Source organism: Agarivorans sp. QJM3NY_33, assembly GCF_050870865.2.
GTDB lineage: Bacteria > Pseudomonadota > Gammaproteobacteria > Enterobacterales > Celerinatantimonadaceae > Agarivorans.
Genome location: NZ_CP194039.2, coordinates 4,687,249 through 4,711,564, shown reverse-complemented (window position 1 = coordinate 4,711,564; position 24,316 = coordinate 4,687,249). Strand labels below are relative to the sequence as shown.

Annotated in this window: 21 protein-coding genes; 8 read left to right on the top strand and 13 right to left on the bottom strand. The window is 45.5% G+C overall.

All coding sequences use genetic code 11. The features are described 5' to 3' along the window. Positions 1 to 77 precede the first annotated feature (77 nt). The 3 genes from ACRRSY_RS21315 to xylB form a co-directional block, all read right to left on the bottom strand. Complete coding sequence (locus ACRRSY_RS21315) at positions 78 to 815, bottom strand: substrate-binding periplasmic protein (RefSeq protein WP_432460382.1); 738 nt, start codon at positions 813 to 815, stop codon at positions 78 to 80. 201 nt (positions 816 to 1,016) lie between these two features. Further along, a complete protein-coding gene (gene tal, locus ACRRSY_RS21310) occupies positions 1,017 to 1,976 on the bottom strand; it encodes a transaldolase (RefSeq protein WP_432460381.1) in 960 nt (319 codons plus the stop codon). Positions 1,977 to 2,535: 559 nt separating this feature from the next. Next, positions 2,536 to 3,987, bottom strand: coding sequence for a xylulokinase (gene xylB, locus ACRRSY_RS21305; RefSeq protein ID WP_432463980.1), 1,452 nt, complete (start codon positions 3,985 to 3,987; stop codon positions 2,536 to 2,538). 530 nt (positions 3,988 to 4,517) lie between these two features. Here xylB and ACRRSY_RS21300 point away from each other — a divergent pair. Further along, complete coding sequence (locus ACRRSY_RS21300; protein WP_432455567.1) at positions 4,518 to 5,696, top strand: XylR family transcriptional regulator; 1,179 nt, start codon at positions 4,518 to 4,520, stop codon at positions 5,694 to 5,696. A gap of 129 nt (positions 5,697 to 5,825) precedes the next feature. Next, positions 5,826 to 6,716, top strand: coding sequence for an aspartoacylase (locus ACRRSY_RS21295; RefSeq protein WP_432460379.1), 891 nt, complete (start codon positions 5,826 to 5,828; stop codon positions 6,714 to 6,716). A 72-nt stretch (positions 6,717 to 6,788) separates the two neighbouring features. Here the strand turns inward: ACRRSY_RS21295 and ACRRSY_RS21290 are convergent, their stop codons facing one another. The 8 genes from ACRRSY_RS21290 to ACRRSY_RS21255 all read right to left on the bottom strand — a co-directional run bounded on the left by ACRRSY_RS21290 (position 6,789) and on the right by ACRRSY_RS21255 (position 13,723). Then, complete coding sequence (locus tag ACRRSY_RS21290) at positions 6,789 to 7,760, bottom strand: magnesium transporter CorA family protein (protein ID WP_432460378.1); 972 nt, start codon at positions 7,758 to 7,760, stop codon at positions 6,789 to 6,791. Between the two features lie 26 nt (positions 7,761 to 7,786). After that, positions 7,787 to 9,157: a magnesium transporter gene (locus tag ACRRSY_RS21285; protein WP_432455570.1), complete on the bottom strand. Its 1,371-nt coding sequence runs from the start codon at positions 9,155 to 9,157 to the stop codon at positions 7,787 to 7,789. Between the two features lie 160 nt (positions 9,158 to 9,317). After that, the gene (locus tag ACRRSY_RS21280; RefSeq protein WP_432455571.1) at positions 9,318 to 9,749 is read right to left on the bottom strand and encodes an ATP-dependent zinc protease family protein; all 432 of its coding nucleotides are present in this window, start codon (positions 9,747 to 9,749) and stop codon (positions 9,318 to 9,320) included. Between the two features lie 43 nt (positions 9,750 to 9,792). Continuing rightward, complete coding sequence (locus ACRRSY_RS21275) at positions 9,793 to 10,827, bottom strand: succinylglutamate desuccinylase/aspartoacylase family protein (protein ID WP_432463979.1); 1,035 nt, start codon at positions 10,825 to 10,827, stop codon at positions 9,793 to 9,795. A gap of 32 nt (positions 10,828 to 10,859) precedes the next feature. Next, positions 10,860 to 11,765, bottom strand: a complete 906-nt coding sequence (gene rimK, locus ACRRSY_RS21270; RefSeq protein WP_432460376.1) for a 30S ribosomal protein S6--L-glutamate ligase — start codon at positions 11,763 to 11,765, stop codon at positions 10,860 to 10,862. 45 nt (positions 11,766 to 11,810) lie between these two features. Next, on the bottom strand, positions 11,811 to 12,158 hold the full coding sequence (gene maoP, locus ACRRSY_RS21265; protein ID WP_432460375.1) for a DUF413 domain-containing protein: 348 nt from the start codon (positions 12,156 to 12,158) through the stop codon (positions 11,811 to 11,813). A 46-nt stretch (positions 12,159 to 12,204) separates the two neighbouring features. After that, the gene (locus ACRRSY_RS21260) at positions 12,205 to 12,354 is read right to left on the bottom strand and encodes a hypothetical protein (protein WP_432460374.1); all 150 of its coding nucleotides are present in this window, start codon (positions 12,352 to 12,354) and stop codon (positions 12,205 to 12,207) included. Positions 12,355 to 12,418: 64 nt separating this feature from the next. Then, positions 12,419 to 13,723: an HD domain-containing phosphohydrolase gene (locus ACRRSY_RS21255; RefSeq protein WP_432460373.1), complete on the bottom strand. Its 1,305-nt coding sequence runs from the start codon at positions 13,721 to 13,723 to the stop codon at positions 12,419 to 12,421. A 301-nt stretch (positions 13,724 to 14,024) separates the two neighbouring features. Between ACRRSY_RS21255 and ACRRSY_RS21250 the strand changes: the two genes are divergently transcribed. The 4 genes from ACRRSY_RS21250 to ACRRSY_RS21235 all read left to right on the top strand — a co-directional run bounded on the left by ACRRSY_RS21250 (position 14,025) and on the right by ACRRSY_RS21235 (position 19,413). Then, positions 14,025 to 14,903 carry a LysR family transcriptional regulator gene (locus ACRRSY_RS21250; protein WP_432460372.1) on the top strand — a complete coding sequence of 293 codons (879 nt, stop codon included), beginning with the start codon at positions 14,025 to 14,027 and terminating at the stop codon, positions 14,901 to 14,903. A 155-nt stretch (positions 14,904 to 15,058) separates the two neighbouring features. Then, a complete protein-coding gene (locus ACRRSY_RS21245) occupies positions 15,059 to 16,885 on the top strand; it encodes an ABC transporter ATP-binding protein (RefSeq protein WP_432460371.1) in 1,827 nt (608 codons plus the stop codon). A 248-nt stretch (positions 16,886 to 17,133) separates the two neighbouring features. Further along, positions 17,134 to 18,078, top strand: coding sequence for a substrate-binding domain-containing protein (locus tag ACRRSY_RS21240; RefSeq protein ID WP_432455577.1), 945 nt, complete (start codon positions 17,134 to 17,136; stop codon positions 18,076 to 18,078). Between the two features lie 66 nt (positions 18,079 to 18,144). Next, entirely contained in the window at positions 18,145 to 19,413 is a 1,269-nt protein-coding gene (locus tag ACRRSY_RS21235; protein WP_432455578.1) for a sensor domain-containing diguanylate cyclase, read from the top strand. 28 nt (positions 19,414 to 19,441) lie between these two features. On the opposite strand, the gene yegD is transcribed toward ACRRSY_RS21235, so the two are convergent. Next, positions 19,442 to 20,815 carry a molecular chaperone gene (gene yegD / locus ACRRSY_RS21230; RefSeq protein ID WP_432460369.1) on the bottom strand — a complete coding sequence of 458 codons (1,374 nt, stop codon included), beginning with the start codon at positions 20,813 to 20,815 and terminating at the stop codon, positions 19,442 to 19,444. 246 nt (positions 20,816 to 21,061) lie between these two features. Between yegD and ACRRSY_RS21225 the strand changes: the two genes are divergently transcribed. Both ACRRSY_RS21225 and ACRRSY_RS21220 read left to right on the top strand, forming a co-directional pair. Next, on the top strand, positions 21,062 to 21,964 hold the full coding sequence (locus ACRRSY_RS21225; protein ID WP_432463978.1) for a DMT family transporter: 903 nt from the start codon (positions 21,062 to 21,064) through the stop codon (positions 21,962 to 21,964). Positions 21,965 to 22,075: 111 nt separating this feature from the next. Further along, positions 22,076 to 22,327, top strand: a complete 252-nt coding sequence (locus ACRRSY_RS21220; RefSeq protein ID WP_432455581.1) for a DUF2498 family protein — start codon at positions 22,076 to 22,078, stop codon at positions 22,325 to 22,327. A gap of 92 nt (positions 22,328 to 22,419) precedes the next feature. Here the strand turns inward: ACRRSY_RS21220 and ACRRSY_RS21215 are convergent, their stop codons facing one another. Further along, positions 22,420 to 24,060, bottom strand: coding sequence for a glycoside hydrolase family 13 protein (locus ACRRSY_RS21215; protein ID WP_432463977.1), 1,641 nt, complete (start codon positions 24,058 to 24,060; stop codon positions 22,420 to 22,422). Between the last annotated feature and the right edge of the window lie 256 nt (positions 24,061 to 24,316).

The following is a 24,316-nucleotide window of genomic DNA, read 5'->3' as shown; positions in this document are numbered from 1 at the left end:
TTGCTTCGATTGTAATCGAGTTTGGCGTAATACGGTAGCACCAAGCGAGTGATGTGGTGTGTTTGTTGGCGATCGTTTTAGCGTTTTAGTTCTGACAGGGTGTGGGTTTTGGGCAAATATTGTTTTTGTACTTGGTCAATCGCTTGATTGAGCATTGGCATAAATTGAGGGTGTTCCTCTATGTAGGCTTTGGAAATATAGATCCCAAAGGGGGCGGAACGCTGCACGACCTCGATGTACTGGCCATTGCGCATGTTACTGTGAATGGCATTATATTTAAATACCTCTGCAGACAAGAAAGCCGCATCAATTCTTTTTAAATCAAAGAGTAACTGGGCTAACTTGACTACATCGTTTTGTTTGCCGACCACTTTGTAGTGGTTGTTTTTTAGCCAGGTTAAGGTATTGGTTCCTTCAAGGGAAGCTATTTTGGCCTTCGCTTTAAAGTCTTTAGAGTGTGGGTCTAGAAAATTTTCTTGGCGGAAAAACCAACTCCAGTTATTGACTAATAGCGGTTTGGAGAATTGGGCAACTTGATCGCGTTTTTGGTTTTGCGAAGCAAAGAAAAAACCGTCGGCTAAGTTTCTCTCAATATCGTTAAGTGCTCGTTTATAGTTAGGTACTTGACGACTTTGATAAGGTTGCTTGAGCTTTTTCATGATTTGATCGAGCAAAAAATTTCCCGCGGCTGGCTCTCCACTCTTGGCATAAGTAAAAGGAGGGAAGTCGGGGTAAATTAGGCGCAGCTCATGCGCTTGAACACTATTCAGACTGCTGATGCTTAGCCAGAATATCAGCTTCCAAATATCTCTCACTTAGCATTCCTTTTTAGATGGTTATGCCTACGAGTATAGACCGTGAGTCAATATTTGGAATGGGCTTTGGAGACAGAATGTGAGTGTTTTTATTCTGTTTTCTGTAAATAGGACGCGATGCTTCGCTTTTATTGAACAGAGGCAGGGCAATAAAACTTACTAAGTTTGATTGCCCTGTGGTTTTAATTTGCTTGCAAAGGCTTAAGCCTGAAGCGCTTCAATCAGCATCTTGTCGAGTTTTTCTTGATCAAGAGCGAAGGTACGGATCCCTTCGGCAAGCTTCTCGGTGGCCATTGCATCTTGGTTATGTCCCCAGTAAAACGCGGCTTCGTTTAGTGGCTCTGGGCGAACGGCGCTGACGCCTTTATCGACTAAGCGAGGGCTGAGATTGGCTTCACTCTGGGCCAACTCTTCCAATAAGGCTGGGCCAATGGTAAGTCGGTCACAACCCGCGAGTTCAAGGATTTCACTGGTATTGCGAAAACTGGCACCCATCACCACGGTCGAATAGCCGTGCTGTTTGTAGTAGTTGTAGATCTCGGTGACCGAGATCACTCCAGGATCGCTTGCGCCGCTGAAGTCCGCTTCCGGTTGTTTGGCTTTGTACCAGTCCAAGATACGGCCGACAAAGGGAGAGATTAAAAATACTCCCGCTTCGGCACAAGCTCGGGCCTGGGCAAAGGAAAACAACAAGGTTAAATTACAGTTGATGCCTTCTTTTTCTAATACTTCGGCTGCGCGGATCCCTTGCCAAGTGGCGGCGACTTTGATCAGTACTCGTTGCTTATCGATGCCGGCGGCTTGATACAATTCGATGAGTCGACGAGCCTTGTTAATCGTCGCTTCGGTGTCAAAAGATAAACGTGCATCAACCTCTGTAGAAATGCGGCCAGGAACTAATTCTAGAACTTTGCAACCAATGGTGACGACTAATTTATCTGCAGCCAGATTGACCTGCTCATTGAGCTGTTCACTTTGGGTCTTTGCCCATGTGGCAACGTCTTTTAGTAAACTCGAATACTCTGTTAAACCAAGCGCTTTAACAATCAGCGAAGGATTAGTCGTCGCGTCTTCAGGGGAGAATTTACGCATGGTTTCTAAATCGCCGGTATCGGCGACAACGGTAGTGTATTGTTTTAATTGGCTTAGTAGAGAACTCATAAGATGCATATACCCTTGTCATTCAAGCTTAAGTTGAGAATGGCCTTGATTCCTCATGATTGCTTGAGGCTCGAAGACCAAAGCGAAGCTTTTGTCCTTATTAAAATGCCATATCGGCAGTTGAGTGCAATTACTGTTTTTCGCGTAGAAATGCTGAATTTTCATTGCCTCGACCCAGCTCACATTTGCAGAATTTTTTTTTGCTACAAAAGTCGGCTATCAAGTCTTGGTAAACACTCCTTAAGCATGGTGCGCCGATTTGTTAAAGAAATAAATATGCTTAGCGCGTGGAGTGAAAACAACAGCGAAAATGTCCATCTATGCTTACCTTATATGTTGTTCTCAAGGTCGATAGCTAAAGCAGCGAAGACAATATCAAGTTTTATTGGCTATTTTCGGTCTGGTTAGCATGACCAGGAACTGAAGCCATCACCAGGCGATGGCTTCATGTCGTACATAGCTATTCGATCATCGTTGCTAGTTCACGTGGCGAATAAGGGCCAGATAAATGGTTTTTCGCCATTCGGTTTAGATTTTGTGCTCAGTTATTTACAAGCTTTTAAAATATGGGTTTTAGCTGCTGGTATAGGGCCTTAAAGGTTTCGCGTCGCTGGGCGTAGTAGGCTTGTCGTTTGGCATCTACATGATGCACTTCGACTAATTCCGGAACCGGGCAGATAACATCTAAATCTGCCTTGTGACTCACCCCCAATTGCGCCAAGCGAGCGGCACCCAAGGCGGGCCCCACCTCTCCCCCTAAGCGATAGCTAAGTTTTTGTCCGAGGATATCGGCCAGCATTTGCCGCCAATAAGGGCTGCGAGCACCACCACCAATGAGGGTGATGTCATTGGCTTTTAATCCGGTCGCATGCAGGGCGTCTAAGCCGTCGGCGAAGGCAAATGCTACGCCTTCCAAGACTGCGCGGCAAAGATCGAGTGGGCCACTACTATGAGTGAGCCCAAAGAATACGCCGCTTGCCTCGGGGTTGTTGTGAGGCGTGCGTTCGCCGCTGAGATAGGGTAAGAAGATAAGCTTATTGTCTACGGGTGGCGCTGCCTCTACAGCGGCGAGCATACTAGCGACATCGCTTTGCCCGGTGAGTTTAACAACCCAATCAAGGCAGGAAGCGGCACTTAAAATGACCGACATATTATGCCAAGTATTGGGCAGAGCATGACAGAAACTATGTAGCGCCGACTCAGGATTACTGAGATAACCATCACTCACCGCGAAATAGACTCCAGAGGTGCCCAACGACAACATGGCCTGGCCGGGTTTAGTGATCCCGACTCCGATGGCTCCCGCGGCATTGTCGCCCCCGCCAGCCACTAAGGGGACCGATCCCATGCCCCAGCGTTCTGCCAACTCAGCTTTTAACTGGCCGGTGATTTCACAGCCTTCAAATAGTTTTGGCATTTGGCTACGGTTTAAGCCAGTTGCAGCCAGCATGACATCACTCCAATCTCGTTTTGCCACGTCTAACCACATCGTACCTGCGGCATCGGACATATCAGAGGCAAAGTTGCCCGAGAGTAAATAACGGAGGTAGTCTTTGGGTAGCAGAACTTTATCGATTTGGGCAAAAATTTCCGGTTCATGTTGGCGCACCCAAAGCAGTTTAGGTGCGGTAAAGCCGGGCATCATTAGATTGCCAACGATGCTTCGCGAATTTTCCACGCTGTGTTCGATGGCAGTACATTGGCGAGCGCTACGGCCATCGTTCCATAGGATCGCTGGTCGTAATACTTGTGCGTTTTTATCGAGTAGGGTGGCACCATGCATTTGACCACTCAGGCCTATCGCTTTGACGGTTGCGAGATCGTGTTGCTGGCTTAAGTTGTCCAGAGCCTGCTGACACGCTTGCCACCAGTCTTGCGGGGCTTGTTCAGACCAAAGCGCTTGCGGTCGTGATACTTCTAAACTGGCGCTGGCTTGGCTTAACAGCTCACCTTGTTCTCCAAGCAAAACAACCTTTACTCCCGAGGTACCTAAATCAATTCCGATATACATGGCTTTTCCTTATGCGTTTTGCCGCTAAATAAAACTGATGGAACGTTGACGGTCGGTTTATTCAAAATAATCGCTTTTTAATTACAGTCAGCAGTCTGCCGTTTGGTTCGCGAAGCCGATACGCCTGAATCTTAAGATAAAGCTGCAGGCGTAACACCTTTGAGTCGACGCTGCGGGTCTTAACGCTGGTTGATTTATTGTTTGTTGTCTGATGATTGATGTCGATGACGTCACTGCATTGGGTCTGACTCATTTTAATAAACAACTCGCGCTTGTAAAAATAACTAGCCAAGTTCAATTGACCTTGGTATTTGGGTAAATCATCTTCTCGATCCTGCCGTTATTTTTAAGCGGGCCTCAATTACGAAAACTGCTTGCTGGGTAGCGTTTTTCTGCTGCGTGCTTAAGTTCACAGTTTGCTTGGTGCCATGGATGATCGCAGTCACATTACAATTTATAGTGGTGGCGTTTAGGCCGCTTTTTTTAGATAGTAAATTTAATGTATTTGCGATTGCTCTATGGGAACCGGAATGTTTGATAAGCGCTTCAAAATTACTCTATTGTTTAACGCGAATAAGGTATATGACCGACAAATTATTAAGGGCATTGGGGACTATTTGCAGGCTTCGCAATGCGACTGGGATATCTTCCTTGAGGAAGACTTTCGTTGCCGAATCGATAAACTTCAACATTGGGTTGGGGATGGCATCATTGCGGATTTTGATGACCCGCAAATCGAACAAGCTTTAAGCGGTATTCAGGTGCCAGTGGTGGCGGTGGGGAGTTCTTATGATAACCCGCAACAGTACCCAGCGTGTCCTTACGTGGCCACTGATAATCGTGCCTTGGTTAGCGCTGCCTACGAACACTTAAAAGCTAAAGGTTTGGAATACTTTGCTTGCTATGGCATGCCGCCCGACCCGAGTAATCGTTGGGCCAGCGAGCGGGAGCAGATATTTCAGCAATTAGTGGCTGCCGATGGTTATGAGTGCGCTTTATATCGCGGTTTACATACCCAACCAGAGTCTTGGCAATATGCCATGAATCGTTTGGCCGATTGGTTGCAGTCGGTTCCTAAACCGGTGGGGATCTTAGCGGTTTCAGATGCACGAGCCCGCCATTTGTTGCAGGTATGTGATCATTTGGGGATTATTGTACCGGATAAGGTGTCGGTGATTGGCATCGATGATGAAGATTTAACTCGCTATTTGAGCCGCGTATCTTTGAGTTCGGTGGCCCAGGGCTGTCGCAAAATGGGTTTTCAGGCTGCCAAGTTGTTACATCGCCAACTCCAAGGACAAGAGTTGAGTCATACACGCCAGTTGGTGGGGCCAGAACAGGTAGTCGAACGGCAATCAACGGATTTTAAAGCCTTAAAAGACCCCTTTGTGATCCAGGCGATGCACTTTATTCGGCATAACGCTTGTAAGGGCATCAAGGTGGATCAAGTTTTGGATTACGTGAAGGTATCTCGTTCGAATTTAGAAACCCGTTTTAAAGATGATATTGGCCATTCGGTTCATCAAGAAATCCATCATGCTAAGTTAGGTCAAGCGATGAGTTTACTGAGAAATACTGAGCTTTCGACCAGCGATATTGCCGAATTGTGCGGTTATCCTTCGCTGCAATACATGTATGCGGTATTTAAAAAGGATTTAGAATTAACGCCAAAGGCTTACCGCTTGAGCAAACAAGATATCGCGGATTAACGATCAATATCATTCGCGCTAAACGACAGTGAAGCGGCAGAAGGTCAACTGTCGCCAAGCTTGAGTTTGAGTTACTTTCCTTTTAAGCTCGCAGCTGCTTATATTAGTTTGCGCTTAAGGAGAATGCAGTTGTCAAAGCTCACTAAAGTCGCCATTGTTGGTGGTACTCACGGAAATGAATTTAGCGGTATTTATCTGCTGAACAAGTGGCAGCAACAGCCACAGTTGGTGGCTCGCCCTAGCCTCGAGGTGAGCACCGTGTTTGCCAATCCGAAGGCCCATGCAGAAAACCAACGTTATATTGACGTCGATCTTAACCGTCAGTTTGCCTGTAAAGACTTAGCCGATTTTCAGCTGAGTAATTATGAGCAGTCTCGAGCCAAAGTATTACACCAACAGCTGGGTCCAAAGTCGGCACCAAAAACTGACTTAGTGATTGATTTACACAATACCACTTCCAATATGGGGCCTTGTCTGATCCTCTTGGAGCAGAACGCTTTCTATAATCACTTAGCGGCTTACGTAAAAATGAAAATGCCTGAGGCGGTGATTTTTCTCGATGAAGTTGAGGAAGATATGGCCGAGCACATGTTTTTGGCAAGCTGCGGAAAGTATGGTGTATTGATCGAGGTTGGGCCACAGCCGCAATCAGTACTACGACAAGATGTATTGGAACAAATGGAAAGCATGACTGGGCATATTTTGGACTTTGTCGAGTTGTATAATCAACAGTGCTTGCCAGTGCTACCTCAGCAAGTGGAAGCCTTCCAATATTTGGATACCATTAGTTTACCCTTGAATGAACAAGGTGAGCGAGTCGCCATGGTGCACAGCCATGTTCAGGATCAAGATTTCAAACCAATCAAGCCTGGAGATCCGATCTTCCGTAGTTTCGATGGTGAAGATATTTTCTATCAAGGCGACACCACGGTTTATCCCGCGTTTATTAACGAAGCCGCTTATTATGATAATAATTTGGCTATGTCGCTGTTAGAAAAAGTGTTCATCGAGCTGAGTTGAGCCAAACTTGAGCGTATGAGAAACAAAGTCAATCGATAAAAAAGCAGAGTGAAAGGACTCTGCTTTTTGTTTTTAGAACCACTTCTTCCATTTAAATATAGCGATTAAGGACAAAGCGATGCTTAACATCGTGCCAAGTAAGATGAAATAAGCATTGCGATAATGCAATTCCGGAATGAATTCAAAATTCATTCCGTAGATCCCAGCTAAAAAACTTAAGGGCACAAATATCGCGGTAATTAAAGTGAGCATGCGCATGGTATTGTTGAGTTTGTGCGAGCTAATGGATAGGTAGCCATCGACCAGATCGCCGCAAATGTTGTAGTACATTTGATTTAAGCTGTGCAAGCGTTCAAAACGGTCCTGTAAGTCTTGGATCACCGGTGGATCGACGGCAATTTGCTGAAATGCATTTTGTTGGCAAAGATGTAGTAATTTACTGCTGAGGCTGAGATGGTAATTGAACACTCTGCTGAGGCGCACAATATTGGCTTTTTTGCGGGTGATATCGGCAAGTAGTTGGTCATCACCGTGAACGCTAATCTGTTCTTCTACTTCGCTGAGTTGGGTCTCGAATTCGAGTAATTGGTTGAGGTATAAGCCAGAGGCGGTATGCATGATCCGACAGGCTAAGTTCAGTGGTGCCAGTAAGTCCTTGCTAAAGCTATCCTTTAGTAATGATTCGATGCCTTGGGAGCGTCCTTTGTGTAGGGTAATCAAATAGTTTTTACCTACTAATATGACCAGTTGCATATGAGCAAATTTGAGCTCACCAAGGATCTGTTCAATCCCGCGGTAAATCATAAATATCTGATCATCGAAGACTTCTATTTTAGGTGGGTGTCGCTCGCGAAATGCATCCACAATAGTTAAGGGGTGACATTGAAACTGCTCCAGTAACATGGCTGCTTCGACTTGTTTGCTGTGGGCAAGGTCAATATCGATCCAAATATAGCTGTCGGGATCAGCCGACCAGCAGGTTATTTGGCTCTCATCGCCAGGATGTGCGCTGAGTTGTTTGTTTGATAACCAGGTTCTAATCATTGAGTATTCCTTTGGCAAGTCTATGACTAGTTGATTAAGAATAGCGAGGCGAGGCCCAAAAATGCGACAAAACCGACGATATCAGTCACGGTGGTTAAGATCACTGAACCTGCAACCGCCGGGTCGATTTTCATTTTCTTGAGCATAAATGGGATCATGGTTGCCGAGGCAGCGGCAGCGAGGCTATTTAATACTATGGCAATGCAGATCACTAAACCCAAGGACCAAGAATTAAACCAATAACTCACAACCGCTGCGATTACTAAGCCGAGCATCAGTCCGTTAAAGACTGCGATCTTGAGCTCCTTGTTGAGTAGTAACTTAAGGTTACTCTGCTGTAAGTGATTTAGAGCAATACCGCGTAGCGCCACCGCTAAGGTTTGGCTGCCAGCAATACCGCCCATACTGGCGACCACTGGCATTAAGATCGCTAAGGCGACCAACTGTTGTAAGGCACCCTCAAATAAACCGATGACCCAAGAGGCTAAAAATGCGGTGGCTAAGTTAGTGGTTAGCCAAATTGCCCGCATTTTTGCCGCTGTGGGCACTGGGGTGAATAAGTCTTCTTCATCAGAGGGGGCATCGTTGATGACCACCTCAAGGCTCTTCTCTTGTAACCACTCGATGATCACCGCCAGTGGGATCGCACCAATAATTTTGCCGTCTTTTTGGATCGGGTGCCAAGCATGTCCAGCCACGACATTAAATGAAAGCGCAATATCGGCGAGTAGCTGCTGGTGGTCAAATACTTCGATAGCCTGAGCGAATTCACTGAGCCGAGTCGTGTCATCGGCGTTGATGATGTCGGTCATACTGCAGGCACCCTGAAATTGCCCGTTGGCATCAACTAAATAGATGGCTACTTGCTTCTCGCTTTTGGTGTTGAGTCGTTGCTTAATTCGTTGAACGGTAGCGCTAGGCCTCGCTCGCAGGATATGCGGTGTGAGGTAGCGCCCTATTTGCTCTTCTTCGTAACTCAGGGCATGCTGGATTTGGCTGGTGGTCAGTTCATCTTGTTGATCTAAATAGGCATCGACCATCTGCTCTGGCAGAATATCGGCCCATTCAACAATGTCTGTTTCGCTAATATGGCGCTGTAACTCGGCTAAATGCTCGGCTGAGAAATAGCCGAAAAGATGTTTAACGGTTTCATATTGTAGTAGATGTAAGATGTCCCAGTAGCGCTCGTTGTCGACCAGGGGCCATATTTGCTGGCGGTAAGCATCGGGTAAGGATTCGATGAGATTGGCAAGTACCGCATTATCATATTGGCTAACAAAACTTAAATCGGCCTGTTCAGCATTTTCGGCAATGGCCAGCAATACTGCGCTTAGTACTTCGTCATGATGACCATCAAAAACTTGCTGGTTGGAGCTTAATATTGGCTCAGATGTCATATGACTTTCCTTTTAAATTTTAGGGTCAATATTTAGCGCGTCGAATACTCTATTGATTTCAATTTAATTCATTAGATTTACTTGAACTTATTGCGCTATCTGCTGCGTATTTAGCTATCAGTGAACAGCGAGCTTAGCATATTGCTTCGCTCGCTTAGGTTTAACTAATGGAGTTGACCAAAAAACTTTGTGAAGGGTCGACTAAGACCTTATCTGCCATTCCTTGGCGGCCAAATAACATCAAATAACTCATGTCTTGACGGTTGGTAAGGGTGATTTCTATTGGCCAAGTTAAGTCACCCAGTTGAAAATTGGTTTGGATAACATAGCGCTGTTCCACCACGCCATTGGATGATTTGATCCGTCGAGTATCGAATATTGGCGCGGTACAGCGGCATACTTGTTTTAGGTTATAGATGTCTGGGTGTAAGTCGAAACTGATGTGGGGTTTCCCATTCACCTTAATTCGCTCGACATTATCCACATGCAAGGAAGAGGTTTGTGCACCTGTATCCACTCGGATCGGTAAATCATGGATCCCTAAATCTGGCAAATGGCAAGTTTCCAAGTTACCAATAATCATTTTGCTCATAGGCTTCGCTCACTCGTCAATAAATTTATGCTCGAAGAGGACTTCATCCTTGGCTATTCTCCGCAATGTTTGCAGCAGGTTCGATAAGTTTTATCGACTCTTGCATCGCCCCAATGTTTTCCGCAACTTCTTCTTGTTCAGCACCAAAATGCGCCAGGTGATACATCGCATCTCCCTCTTGAACCAAGGGAATATTTTGTTTACCGATCACGATACCAGAGCGTTGCGCCTTCACTTGATTAATTAACTCACCAAACGGACTATTAATATCCGCCAATAAATCCCCCGCTTCTACGTGATCGCCTAACCTTGTATATTCATTCACAATCCCGCTGGCCGAAGCCCGTAGCCAAGCACTGCTATAGGCAACATAAGGTTCAAATTTTTTCTTACTACGACGTTTCTTGATCATCCCTAAATGCGACAGTACCTTGAGGATTCCGCGTACCCCGGTCTGGATTGAAAGCTCATCAAAGCGTAGCGCTTCACCTGCTTCATAAAGCAAAATTTTGGTCCCTTTATTCACCGCAGCTTCGCGTAATGAACCATCTCGTAGGTTCGCATTGATGAGAACCGGAACCGCAAAGGCCTCGGCTAAGAGTTTGGTCTCAGGATCCTCTAAGTTTGCTCTAATTTGCGGTAGGTTGGAGCGATGAATTGCTCCAGTATGTAAATCGATACCATAATCGCAATGTTCTACAATTTGATTCAAAAAGGTGTAGGCCAGTCTTCCGGCAAGCGAGCCTTTAGGGGAGCCGGGGAAGCAACGATTTAAGTCGCGTCGATCTGGCATATAACGGCTTTGGTTGAGTACCCCATAAATGTTTACCATTGGCACTGCAATTAAACAGCCCTTAGTGAGCTTAAAGCTTGGTGAACGTGTTACTCGGCGAATTATTTCAATACCATTTAACTCATCACCATGTACCGCAGCGCTAATGAATACTGTTGGCCCAGCCTTGCGGGCTCGAGTGATATGCACCGGGATCGAAATCTCAGTATCGGTGTATAATTTTGCTACCGGTATTTTTATTTGCTTTTGTTCGCCAGCTTTAATTTCTATTCCACCTATCTTCATGGTTCGCCTTTGCTTGGTTCTTGTACTCGGACTTAGCCTTTACCACGGGTTTTGGTTGCAAAGGGTTTGGCATTTTTTTCGATGAATTCGAACACCATGCCAGCCACATCTTTACCCGTGGCATTTTCGATGCCTTCTAGACCCGGGGAAGAATTGACTTCCATTACAACAGGGCCATTATGTGATTGTAGAATATCAACGCCACACAAATTCAGCCCCATGATTTTAGCTGCATTGACGGCGGTCGCGCGCTCTTCCTTGGTTAAACGTACTAACTGTGCGGCCCCTCCGCGATGCAAATTAGAGCGAAACTCACCTTCCGCAGCCTGACGTTTCATTGCCGCGACCACTTTACCGCCTACCACTAAACAACGGATATCGGCCCCCCCCGCTTCCTTGATGAACTCCTGTACTAAAATGTTCGCTTTTAAGCCCATAAAAGCTTCAATGACGCTTTCTGCTGCCTTATTGGTTTCGGCCAAAACCACCCCAATACCTTGTGTCCCCTCTAATAACTTAATGACTAAAGGTGCGCCACCGACGTTTTTAATCACATCTTGAATTTTATCCGGTTTGTTGGCAAACCCTGTACGTGGCAAGCCAATGCCTTTCCGCGATAATAGTTGTAGCGAACGCAGTTTATCGCGTGAACGACTAATCGCGACCGACTCGTTGACACAAAAGGTGCCCATCATTTCAAATTGACGCACGACCGCCGTACCATAAAAAGTAATTGAGGAGCCGATCCGAGGGATAACCGCATCATAACTGGGTAATACTTTACCCATGTAACGCACGGTTGGATTACTGCTGGTAATATCCATGTAGCAGTGCAGGGTATCGATAATATCAACCTCGTGACCGTGAGCCTCACCTGCTTCTTTTAAGCGACGAGTAGAGTAGAGGTTTTCTCCACGAGATAAAATGGCTATACGCATTGTCATGTTCCTAGAATAAAAGTGCTGAGAGCTTGCTTTATTGGGCTACTCGTCATGAATGAAGATTTCATCTTCACTCGGATTTAATGTGTTGCCGTGGCTGCTATGGAGCGTATGGAAACGGCGTCGAGCATTAGTTAAAGTCTTATATTTAAGCCAAACTTTTTCTAGTTTAGTGCTGGCTTCGAGTTGTTGGCTACAAACTAAAAGAAAGCGCTGCTCTTGATTGTTTTCGGGAAGTAATTCGCCATTATTTATCGCTTTCATGGTTTCGCCATAAAGGCTCAATAACTCCGCTTCTAATAAAGTGAAATTGCCTGATTTACTAAAACCACGTTTAAATTTTTGGTCATCGTAGAAACGTTTTTTTCCAAAGCGAAACTCAGTATTCATTGCAACGACTCCTGGTGATGCGAAAAAGACTAATCGGCGGTTGCGGTTAGCTTGGCGGCAAGGTAGAGAGTATTCGTTGAATATGAAAACGAATTGTTTTTGTCGTTAGAATAAATATTGTTTGTTGTCGGTTTTGTCGATTTTTTCCCAAAACCTCACTCCAAGCCTGCTTCGTCTCATATGCGGTTTCATGCATGATTTTCTCCTTAAAGATTCTGGATGAGAGTTACTGGGTTGGTGCTGTTATCTGTGTGTGATATTTAAGCAGAAAAGTGCTTAGCTTTTATTTCACTGAATGACTCATGGTGGTTGTTTTGCGAGAGTTGAAAATAGAATTCAGCATTTTGCTGGAGTAAATTGTAGATGTCTTTATCAAGTTTTCCGGTTTGCACCAGTGGCCCCATGATATTGAACACTTGTTGTAAATCGAGAGCATCTCGGTAAGGGCGTTGTTGAGTGAGTGCTTGAAATACGTCAGCAATGGCTATGACCCGTGAAGGAATATCAAGATCATTGGCTGTTTTTCGAAAAGGGTAGCCAGAACCATCGAGCCGTTCATGATGATTTGAGGCCCATGCGCCAATCGGCGACTTAGGAAAAAAGTTAACTAATATTTCACTGGTATCAACGGTGTGACGTTTAATTTGTGCGTATTCTTCTTCGCTGAAAGAAGCGGATTTGTGTAATAGCCCATCAGGAGTTCGCAGTTTGCCAACATCATGTAATAAGCCTGCGATGTAGATCATCTCGGCAGTTCGTGCCGAAATACCAGATGCCAGTGCCAACTGCTGGGCTAATATCGCGACTTTGTCTGAATGTTGAAAGGTAAAAGGGCTTTTGGCATCAACAATTCTGGCTAAGAAGCGCGCTAACTCAGCGGCCTCTTGGAGACTTAGTTGTTGGTCATAGAGTTGATCTTGTTGAAAGCTTAAGCCCATTTTTTCAATGTGACTAATGTTCATGTTGTACCAAAAACCATCGATAGCAACGAGCTCACACATACTGTCCACTATTTGCGGGTGGAACAGGCGACCACGATTACTCTGTAATATTTCGGCAATGGCGGTTTCGTGCAAAATAATTTGTTCTTCACCGATATCTAAGGTGTATTGCGCTCGTAAGAAGTCGAGTCGGTCGGCGACAAACACTAGCGCTGCGACTCGTTTGTCTAATTCAGCAATGTTCAGTGCTGCCAATTGTTCCCAGGGAGTATGATGATAGCGAACAACGTTGGCGAATTGGTGAATCACCGGGCACTTTAACAAGGCTTGATATCCGTGCAGACAATGAACTTCAGTCGATTCGGGTTGGAATAAGTCAAGTAGCGCTAAATGCTGCTCAGTGGAAGAGACTCCACAGTCGTGAATCAAACCTGAGAAATAGGTAAATTGTTGTTCTGCTTCGGTCCAAGTCATGCGTTTTGCACACTCGTAAGCCATATAGGCTACGCGTTGCCCATGATGCATGTCATCGACGCCGACAAAATCGAGCGCTTTGGCAATTGCGAGTAAGGCGTGACGCATATTAATCTGAATAATCTGTTCGGAGTCGATTGTTGGTGACATGACACGCCTAACCATATTTTTGATTATAGTTAAAAGTGTAGACAAGGTTCAGAGGTGCTTCAATCAGAGGGGCTGCAATAGAGTAAGCGTGTTGAATTTTTTGCTGCTTGGTGTTTAGTTTACGCTGTTAGTTTCAGATAAACCCTTACGAAGACTTTACAGTGGAAGTTTTGCGGGTGTTTTTTGCGGGTGTTTTTTGTGGTTTTTTTGAGCCTCCTTCTTGACGACGTTAAAAATATTATTTGTCGTAAGCGTAAAAATTGTTTGTTACTCTCGTTGCTGCTGTTATAGGGGTGAGAGAATGGACGTAAAAGTATTTCGAACGTTTTTAGAAGTGGCAAAAGAGAAGCACTTTGGGCGAGCGGCAGAAAATTTATATATCACTCAAGCGGCGGTTAGTGCACGCATTAAGCAATTAGAGAGCTTCTTTGACGCTCAGTTATTTATTCGTGACCGGAATGCCATTAAGTTGACTAGTTCTGGCGAACGTTTAACCTCCTATGCTGAAAATATGGTGCGTACTCTTGAGCAAGCGAAGGCAGAGTTATTACTCACCAAAGCGCATGCCATTCAATTGACCATTGCTGGCACGCCTAACGTTTGGGATGCTTATTTGCAGCATTGTTTGAGTGTGGTGACCGAAGCATTTAGCGGTTATGCCTTTCGTGCTGAGACCTTAAGCCGTGAACAAATGCATCGCGCCTTAATCGAGCGAACGCTAGACATTGGGGTGGGCGTTGACCCTTTAAAATCTGAAGAGTTGGCCTGTAAAAAAGTTGTCGATTTAGAGCTTGTATTTGTTTCTACTCGCCACCAAACTCAGCAATTGGCGCTAGAAAACTCGTATATTTATGTTGACTGGGGCACCCGTTTTGCTTCCGAGCATGCGCTTCGTCATAGTAAAATGCCACCGCCATTTTTGCGCACCTCGACGGGACGAATTGCTTTGGATTTCATCTTAGAAAAAGGTGGAGCCTGTTATTTGCCAGTGTCGATGGTTGAGCCTTTTCTCGAATCGCAGCAACTTCATTTGGTGGAATGTTCAGAGCCTTGGTTACGTCCGGTATATCTTAGTTATCGGAAGGATTCGGCGGCATTGCAGCAGATCCGTCAAGTGGAAAGCCTATTAGGGGTTACCGAACCCTCTACTCCCTATAGTTTGCAGCAAGCGGCTGAATAAGCGATGCGTATTCAAACGGATCACTATGTTAACTGGCATTGAGGCCTGAATGGTCTTGGTATGGCGCTCAATGTTGCACAATTTTTAATATATTTCGTAAAGTATAATGGTTTGTTGATCGTTCGAAACACTGGTTTTATCGCAAGGAATTTCAAATGTTTGGTTTTTTTGAGCGCTTAACTGCGCCTTTCCCCACGCAAGAGCCTGAGCAACCCCCTAAGGGCTTATATCAGTTTTGTCTCCATTATTGTCAGGGGATGATGGTACCGCTGTTATGCATGGCCGTCATCGCTGCGTTGATCGCTATCTGTGAAGTTGCTTTATTTGGCTTTATGGGGCAGTTGGTTGATTGGTTAGGCAGCAAAGATCCAAATACGATATTAAGTGAAGAATCTTCCACCTTGTGGCTGATGGGCATCACGCTGTTGGTGGTGATGCCACTGCTTACCCTACTCGATTCGCTGTTAATTCACCAAGCTTTGCTCGGTAATTTTCCGATGGCGATCCGTTGGTCGGCGCATCGCTATTTATTGCGGCAGAGTGTTTCCTTCTTTGCTAACGATTTTGCTGGGCGTGTCGCGACTAAAGTCATGCAAACGGCCTTGTCGGTACGTGAAACGGTGATGAAATTACTCGACTTAATGGTTTATGTATTGGTCTATTTCACTTCCATGGTGCTGTTGGTGGCACAGGCTGATATACGCCTCATTTGGCCGATGCTGCTATGGCTGGTGGTTTACATCGCAATTCAGTTCCGTTTTGTGCCGAAATTAAAGCGAGTGTCGACCGAACAAGCGGATGCTCGTTCTTTAATGAGTGGTCGAATTGTGGATAGCTATACCAACATCGCAACCGTGAAGTTATTTTCGCATAATCAACGCGAGGCCGATTACGCTCAAGAAGGCATGCAAGGATTTTTACAAACCGTTCATCAACAGATGCGTTTGGTGACCGGGCTCAATGTTTGTGTGCAACTGTCAAATTATTTGCTTACATTTAGTATTGCGGCCCTGTCTATTTACTTATGGATGTTAGGTGACATCTCGGTAGGGGCAATTGCTATTTCTATTGCTTTGGTGCTGCGCTTGAATGGTATGGCTCAGTGGATCATGTGGGAAATAGGTTCTTTATTTGAAAACATAGGCACCGTAGCCGACGGGATGACGACCTTAACAAGCCCACAGACGGTGGTTGATGAGCATGATGCTAAGCCTTTGCGGGTGGATCAAGGTCAGATTGATTATCGTGACATCCGTTTTCATTATGGTGAGAAAAGTGGGGTTATCGAACACCTCAATCTGAGTATTAAGGCTGGCGAAAAGATTGGTTTAGTGGGGCGTTCTGGTGCAGGGAAAACCACTCTGGTGAATTTATTATTGCGCTTTCATGATGTTGAGGGCGGCTCAATCGAGATCGATGGTCAAAATATTAGTCAAGTGACTCAAGATAGCTTGCGGGCTCAAATTGGGATGGTGACGCAAGATACTTCCCTATTGCATCGTTCGGTGCGTGACAATATTTTATATGGTCGTCCCGATGCCAGTGAAGAGCAAATGATTGCTGCGGCTAAACAAGCCAAAGCCCATGAATTCATTTTAGGTTTGAGTGATCAAGATGGTCGTTGCGGTTATGACGCTCATGTCGGTGAGCGAGGGGTGAAACTCTCCGGTGGGCAACGTCAACGTATCGCAATCACTCGAGTATTATTAAAAGATGCTCCTGTTTTAGTCTTAGATGAAGCCACTTCAGCCTTGGATTCGGAAGTTGAAGCGGCGATCCAAACCAGTTTAAATCGCTTGATGCATGGTAAAACGGTGATCGCCATTGCTCACCGTTTATCCACCATCGCTGCGATGGATCGCCTAATTGTATTAGATAAGGGAAAAATTATTGAACAGGGTAGTCATGCCGAGTTGATTCAAGGTGATGGGATCTATAGTCAATTATGGGCGCATCAAACGGGCGGTTTCCTCGGAGAATAAAGCCTGAACCTTTTCTTCATCCTAAGGCCTGCATTCACGCAGGCCTTTTTTATTGGGTGTTGTATGGGGCTCGGAGGTTCCGCTGAAGTCAACTAATAAGGGCGAGGCTGCGGCTGATAAGTGCACGAACCCATATTTTTTGACTATTGTTAAAGGTAAAAGGGGCAATCCATTGATAACAATAAGCTTGATTATGATTGTTTTTTCTAAGGTTACACTTATGCGATTGACGTTGTTGAAGCCTGTCTATGCGTAGATTTTTTAGTCTGACGAGTACGCTGTTATTCAGTCTTTGCTTGGGAATGGGCTCTGTTACGGCCGAATGTATCGGTGTGGTGACCGCTGGTGGTGGCGCTGATTTTTGGAAATTAGTTGAGCGGGGGGCGAGAAGTGCGGCCGCAAAAATTGGCACTGAAGTTTATGTTCGTGGCGCTAATAATGAACTAAATGTTGAAGGTCAAGGGGCATTAATTAATACGGTATTAGATCGCGGTTGTGGTGCTTTAGTGTTAGCTCCAAATAGTCCAGAGCGAGCTGTGGATGTCGCTTTATTAAAAAGTATCAACATTGCCACGGTGTATATCGACAGAGATGTTGGTGGCGCACCGATGTTGATCATTAAAACCGATAATTATATGGCAGGTGCTTTGGCTGGAAGAAAAATGGCGAAAGCGCTGGGGGGGAAAGGTAAAGTTGCACTTTTCCGACTCGATAAAAGTGTGGTGACGACCGCGGCGAGAGAGCAAGGGTTCATTGATGAGGCAGTGAAAGGCGGGTTAGAGGTCGTGGTTGATGTGTATCTTGGGACCACAGTTGGGTCGGCGCGCTTTAAAGCTTTATCGATACTGAATCATATGCAAGATGTGCAGGGCATTTTTACTCCGAATGAGCTGACGACTCTTGCCACCGTGGTTTCTCTTCGGCAATTGGAGCGGCAGGGCTCGATGGTGCATATCGGTTTTGATTCCAATCGAAGTATTAATGCCGCGATTGTCAATAAAGATATCTATGGGGTGGTGATACAACAGCCTTTTGCTATGGGGTATCTCGCAGTATACGCGGCGTATCAAGCCATGTTAGGTCACCAACCAGAATTGCAAGATCAGCCTTTGTTATGGGATACAGGGGTTTTATTTGTGGATCATTCAAATATTAATCAAGCTAAAGTTAAGCAGGTGTTGGGGCTTGATTAGTTGAAATTAAACCGCCTGATTTGAGTAAGTGAAACCGTCTGACTAAGCTATATAGATGGCATGCTGATGAAGCGAATTATGCGCAAGCAGAATAATATTTGCGGCAATTATGGTACCGCTATTCATCGTGACTTTGTTCCGTTGTTTGTTGATGATTGTTATGCGCATATGTTTGGTTATGATAATGCAGCGCAGGTGATGGCATTGCCATCGTTACTGACGCTGTTTTGTGAACATGATCGCCAGCAAGCCCTACAAAATTACGCGGCGATAATGGCTGGCAAAATGCGTCCCAAAGTGGTGGGGTATCAGAATAGAGACAGATTTGGCCAGCTCTGTTCGGTGATTAGTATTGATCATCTTTGCCAGTGGCAGGGCGCACCAGCGCTGCAAATTACGCTAATTGATGTTTCCCAGCAAGTCGCCGCGAAACAAGCACTGCAACAAAGCGAGCAACGCTATCGTTCGTTGGTCGAGTCTTCCTTGCAAGGTATTTTAGTTCATCGCTTTTTTAAACCGCTGTATAGCAATCAAGCACTAGCCGATTTAGTGGGATTTAGTCATGTTGAACCGCTTCTCGCTCTGCCAAGTTTGTTAGCCTTGATCCCTGAAGATAACCAGCAACAAGCTATTGAATTACATGAGCGCTTGCTGCTTGGAGAGATGGAATCACATTCCGTAGTGACAGAGTATTTGCGACAAGATGGCGACTCGGTGTGGCTAAATATTAGCGAAAGCTTAGTCAGTTGGGAAGGTGAACCTGCGGTGCAGTCGGTGATGATGGACGTGACTCAGTTACATCGGCAGCAACAACGTTTGGAGTTTCAGGCGAATCATGATGTGCTAACGGGCTTAATGAATCGACGCTCGATGAACCAAGTTTTAGTGACTGAATTTGCAATGAGTAAGCGCAGCGATAATCCTTTGTGCTGTTTGATATTAGATATTGATGATTTTAAGCAAATTAACGATCAGTATGGACATGCCATTGGAGATGACGTATTGCGGATGTTTGCTATTGAAAGCCTCAAGGTATTACGTGATGGTGACTTTTTGGCTCGCTGGGGAGGCGAAGAGTTTCTACTGTTACTCCCCAATACTGCTCAATCATCAGCGATGCTGATTGCACAGCGGGTGCGTCAACATCTGGAACAATCACCAATCACGGTCAATGGACAGCATCATTTTTGGTCGGTTAGTATTGGTTTAGCGATGTTGACCGAGAACGACTCTAGCCCTGAATCGCTGATTGCGCGTGCCGATAGTGCGCTCTATATCGCGAAACAGCGAGGCAAGAACCAAGTTGCCTTAGCGCCGCAATTTTATCAATTGTAATTCAAGCGACGGCTTGTTGGTTGTTGCTTTAAGTGGCCTGAAAAATATGATTAGCCCACAGGGTAAGGCCGCTGGTCACGCTGCCGAAGTTATCTCCACAAATCAACGGCGCTTGGTAACGTTTCGCTAAGAAGTCTTTTATCATCGGAGAATTGGCGCTACCACCAGTTAAGAAAATAACTTCGGGTTGGCAAGCTGCTTGGGCAAGTACTTCATCACTTAACTTGGCAATATTAGTGAGCAAGCGTTCTGCGGCTTGACGGTAGCTTGTCTGGCTGACTTCGGCCTGTAGTTGTTCACTTAAATAACCTAGGTCGACCACGGTTTCAGACTGTTCACTAAGGGCTATTTTGGCTTGCTCTGCCGAGGCGCTCATTTGGTAGGTTAAGCGTCCTTGGCTTAGTCGCACTAAGGCTTTTAAAGGCGCGAGTTGTGGTTCTTTGAGTAGTCTTTGCAACAATAAGCTGGTGTCTTGATGATAGAAGCGAGCCTGCGCTGGGAAATCGTTGATCGCAGCGGCATCCCAAAAGGGTTTAATCGGCATTGGTTGGCCACTGGCCAATAGAAGTTTGGCGCCTAAACAAGGCATTAGTGTTTCAAAGTTTAGTGCGATATCAAAATCATTGCCGCCGATCCGTTCACCGTTATATCCCAGTACTAAGCTTTGATGGTCGCGTTCTGCTAAGTAGTTTGGTCCCATGGTGAGCATCGATATATCACTGGTGCCGCCGCCAATATCGATGACTAAAACGCGTTGCTCTTTGTGGAGTTGTTGTTGATAACTGAGGCCCGCCGCCATTGGCTCATACAAAAACTCAACATGCTTAAAACCAACGTATTTAGCCGCATTGCGCAAGATGTTGAGTGCTTGTTGGTTGCTTAGCTCACTATTTAAACCTTGAAAGTTGACCGGTCGACCAATCACCACTTTTTCCAAGTTGGCTAAACCGGTTTGCTTCACTTGCTCGGCGATGTGCCACATCATCGCTGCTGCAATGTCTTCAAATTGTTGTTGTTGGCGTTCGCGAATGCCACTGGCGCCTAAGAATGACTTCGGAGATCGCACGTAATAACAGTCGGCGGGATCGATGAGGTATTCATGCAATGCTTGTTGGCCAAAACTCAAATGTTCATCATAACCGTCTAGTTTTAATTCGCGTAAGGCTCGTAAGCTGGCAGATAGCTGATGAGAGCGAGCATGTTTATAGGCTTCGGCTTGGCCTTGGGCGTCCAGTTGTTGATAGAGCCAACCGCAAATCATCTCTGATTGTGGGGCAAACAGAGTGGAGGGCATGTAATGACCATGTGCTGGTAACTTTACTAAATGGGCTTGTTGCCCCTGCATGATACCGACAGCGCAGTTAGAGGTGCCAAAATCGAAACCGGCGATTGATTGATTCACAAAACATGCCTCACGGATAGAAAAGGCCGCGCAGGTTAGCAAATTAAGCGCCAAGGGTACAGTACCCTTGCTTGGTCTTTGGTTCATAGCGTGCTTTATTTCTTCAAATTGGTTTCGCGGCGTAAGCTCGCGGGAGAGCGGCTCAGCTTGGTTTGGCAAGGGTTTATTGGAAATGGCGTTGAGGCTTGTGATAGCGGCGGGAGCCCCTTACACTGAAAGGCTTGAGTGCTTGAAATAGAACCGAAAATGAAAAACCAGACTAGAGCTTACTTATTTGGCCTTAGCGCCGTGTTGATGTGGTCAACGGTGGCGACTGCATTTAAGTTGGCGTTACAGTGGCTGAGTCCGATTCAACTGGTGTCATTGGCTTCTTTCAGCTCGATGCTGCTGTTGACTGGGATATTGCTTTGGCAACAAAAATTACATTTGGCCTTTCGTTATGCGCGCCAGCGCCCTGGGTATTTCCTATTGGTCGGAGCGATTAACCCCTTTGCCTATTACTTGGTATTGTTTAAGGCTTACGACTTGCTCCCCGCTCAGCAGGCTCAATCGCTGAATTATACTTGGGCGATTACCTTGGCCTTGTTGGCGGTGCCTTTTTTGCAGCAGCAATTGCGGCGTCAGGATCTGCTTGCCATGGCTTTAGGTTATTTTGGGGTATTGGTGATTGCCACTCGTGGTGACATTTTAGCGATGCAGTTCGATAGCGTGGCGGGTGTATTGTTAGCCTTATTCAGCACCCTGCTATGGGCAGGTTATTGGATCATGAATACTCGCAATCATGGTGATGCAGTGGCGAGTTTATTGGTAGCCTTTAGTTTTAGCCTACCAATGGTATTCGCTTATTGCTGGTTCAGCGACGGTTTACCCAGCTGGCATTTTAAAGCTTGGTTAGGCGCTGCCTATGTGGGTTTATTTGAGATGGGGGTTGCTTTTGTTTGTTGGGTTTTGGCGCTAAAATTGACTGACAATACTGCACGGATCAGTAATTTAATTTTTATTTCGCCGTTTCTGTCGTTGTTTTTCATCTCCTATTTTCTGGCAGAACAAATTGAACCAGCAACTTACCTCGGCTTGTTATTGATCATTGCAGGCTTACTGATCCAGCAGTGGCGGCCGAAAAAAACGATCATCGAAGCGCGGCCCTGATTTACCGTTAAGGGTGCGAAAAACACCACAAGTTTTGATCTAAAAATTAGGGTGTAGTGGACCAAGTGTGTATGCTAAGGTTTATCTTTGGATCGGAACAAACTTACTGTAATGAGCAAACAAACGATAACTAAACAAGCCTTGATTGATATTGCTAATCAAATGTTGCGTGAACATGATGACTATATTCCCGGTATTGAAGTACGTGACGTGACTCAGTATCACGATGTTCTCACTTTTAAGGGCGAAGCTTTTCTGGATGAGGAGCTGTTACCCACGGTGAATAGTCCAACTGCTTTTAATTTGTATAAATGGTTATGCCATCGCTTGTCGGAACAGTACAGTCTTAGCGAATCGGCCTAGCACATACTCGGGCTAAGCTTGACTTCAGTATGAGCACTCACCGTGTGTTGATGGTGTTCAGCGCACTCTCCCCGGTGAATGACATTCGTGGCCTAGTTAGTTGTGTCCAAGGCGTATAACAAGGCTTGGTAAGGCGCTAAGCTGAGTCCTTGTAAATGACTAATTTGCGCTTCGTCTTGTTGTAGATTATTTAGAATCAGTGCCTTTATCTGATAATCCAGACTCACAGCGACCGCTTGTTCACTTAAGTTAGTGACGACTAACAAAGCTTGTTGTTGGTAGCGTCGCAGGTAAGCGAATACTTGTGGATGCTCGGGGAGTAGTAGTTCAAAGCTGCCATATATCAAGATCTCTCCGTAGTCGGCGGACTTACGCAAGGCAATTAGGCGCTGGTAGTGGTAGAACACCGAGTGAGGGTTTTGTAAGGCCTTACTCACATTCACTTCTGGATAGTTTGGATTCACGGCAAGCCATGGCTGAACCTTGCTGAAACCAGCATGCGGTAAATTATCCCATTGCATTGGTGTTCTTGCGTTGTCGCGGGCGCTGGCATATACACCCTGCATAAATTGTTGATGACTTAAGCTTTGCTGTTCAAGTACTTTTTCCTGATAACTATTTTTGATTTCGATGTCTTGGTAGTCATCCAAATGTTCAAAGCGGACGTTGGTCATGCCAATTTCTTCACCTTGATAAATATAGGGCGTGCCTTGCATGCCATGTAATAAGGTGGCAAATAATTTGGCGCTGCGTTGGCGATATTGTCGGTCATTCCCCCAGCGACTCACGATGCGTGGTAGGTCGTGATTATTCCAGAACAGTGCATTCCAACCATCGCCTTGAAAGGCGGTTTGCCACTTGCTCAATACTCTTTTCAAAGCCACCAGATCAAATTTTTGAGTTTGCCATTTACCATGTTGTGGATGCCAGTCTAAAGCGGCGTGTTCAAATTGAAACACCATCGATAGTTCTTCGCGAGCAGGATCAGAGTAACGTTTAGCTATTTCAGGTGTGGCCCCCCAAGTTTCTCCAACGGTGACTAAATTGTGATTGGCGAAACAGGCCTGATGTAGTTGCTGTAACAAAGGATGCAATCGAGGACCATTCTCGGTGATCCCCTGGTCAATCTGTTTGCCAATAAGATCGATTACGTCTAAGCGAAACCCTGCCACTCCTTGAGCAACCCACCAACTGATCATTTGTTGAATTTCTTTCTCTACCTGAGTATTTTCCCAATTTAAATCGGGCTGAGAATCGGCAAACAAGTGAAAATAGTACTGATCGGTGGTGGCATCATAGTTCCAAGCGGGCCCACCAAAGATCGAACGAAGAGAGTTAGGCTGATCGCGCCAAATATAATAATCGCGATAAGGGTTATCTAGGCTTTGCTTCGCTTGTTGGAACCAGTGGTGTTGGTCGGAACTATGGTTAAGAACCAAGTCCATGATGATGCCAATATGATGTTGGCGTGCAGTGGCGATTAATTCTCGTAAGTCATTTAGGCTGCCAAAACGGGGATCGATGGCTTGATAGTCAGCGATGTCGTAGCCGTTATCTTTCATCGGAGAAAGGTAAACCGGGGATAACCAAATCAGGTTAATCCCTAATTTTTCAAGATAAGCTAGTTTGCTGATGATACCACGCAGATCACCATTACCATCCCCACTGCTATCACAAAAACTACGAGGGTAAACCTGATAAACCACTGCCGAATGCCACCACTGCTTTTCCATCTTGGTCTCCGAAATAAAGCGTGTAGACGCTATTGTACTGCTTTAAAAAATGCTGACCTAGCTTGCTGTTGGCTTGATAACGTTTTCATAGTGATTTATTTGTTAGCAGTAGCTGGTGTGGCGCATTTCGTCTCATAAAATTAAGAATTTTTTACTAAAATATGATCCGCTTCATGCCGTAACTATCGGGTTAATTATTTATTGTGACGGTTTGCTCAAATCACGGTTTCACTACAGCATGCTTTGCTGAATCGGC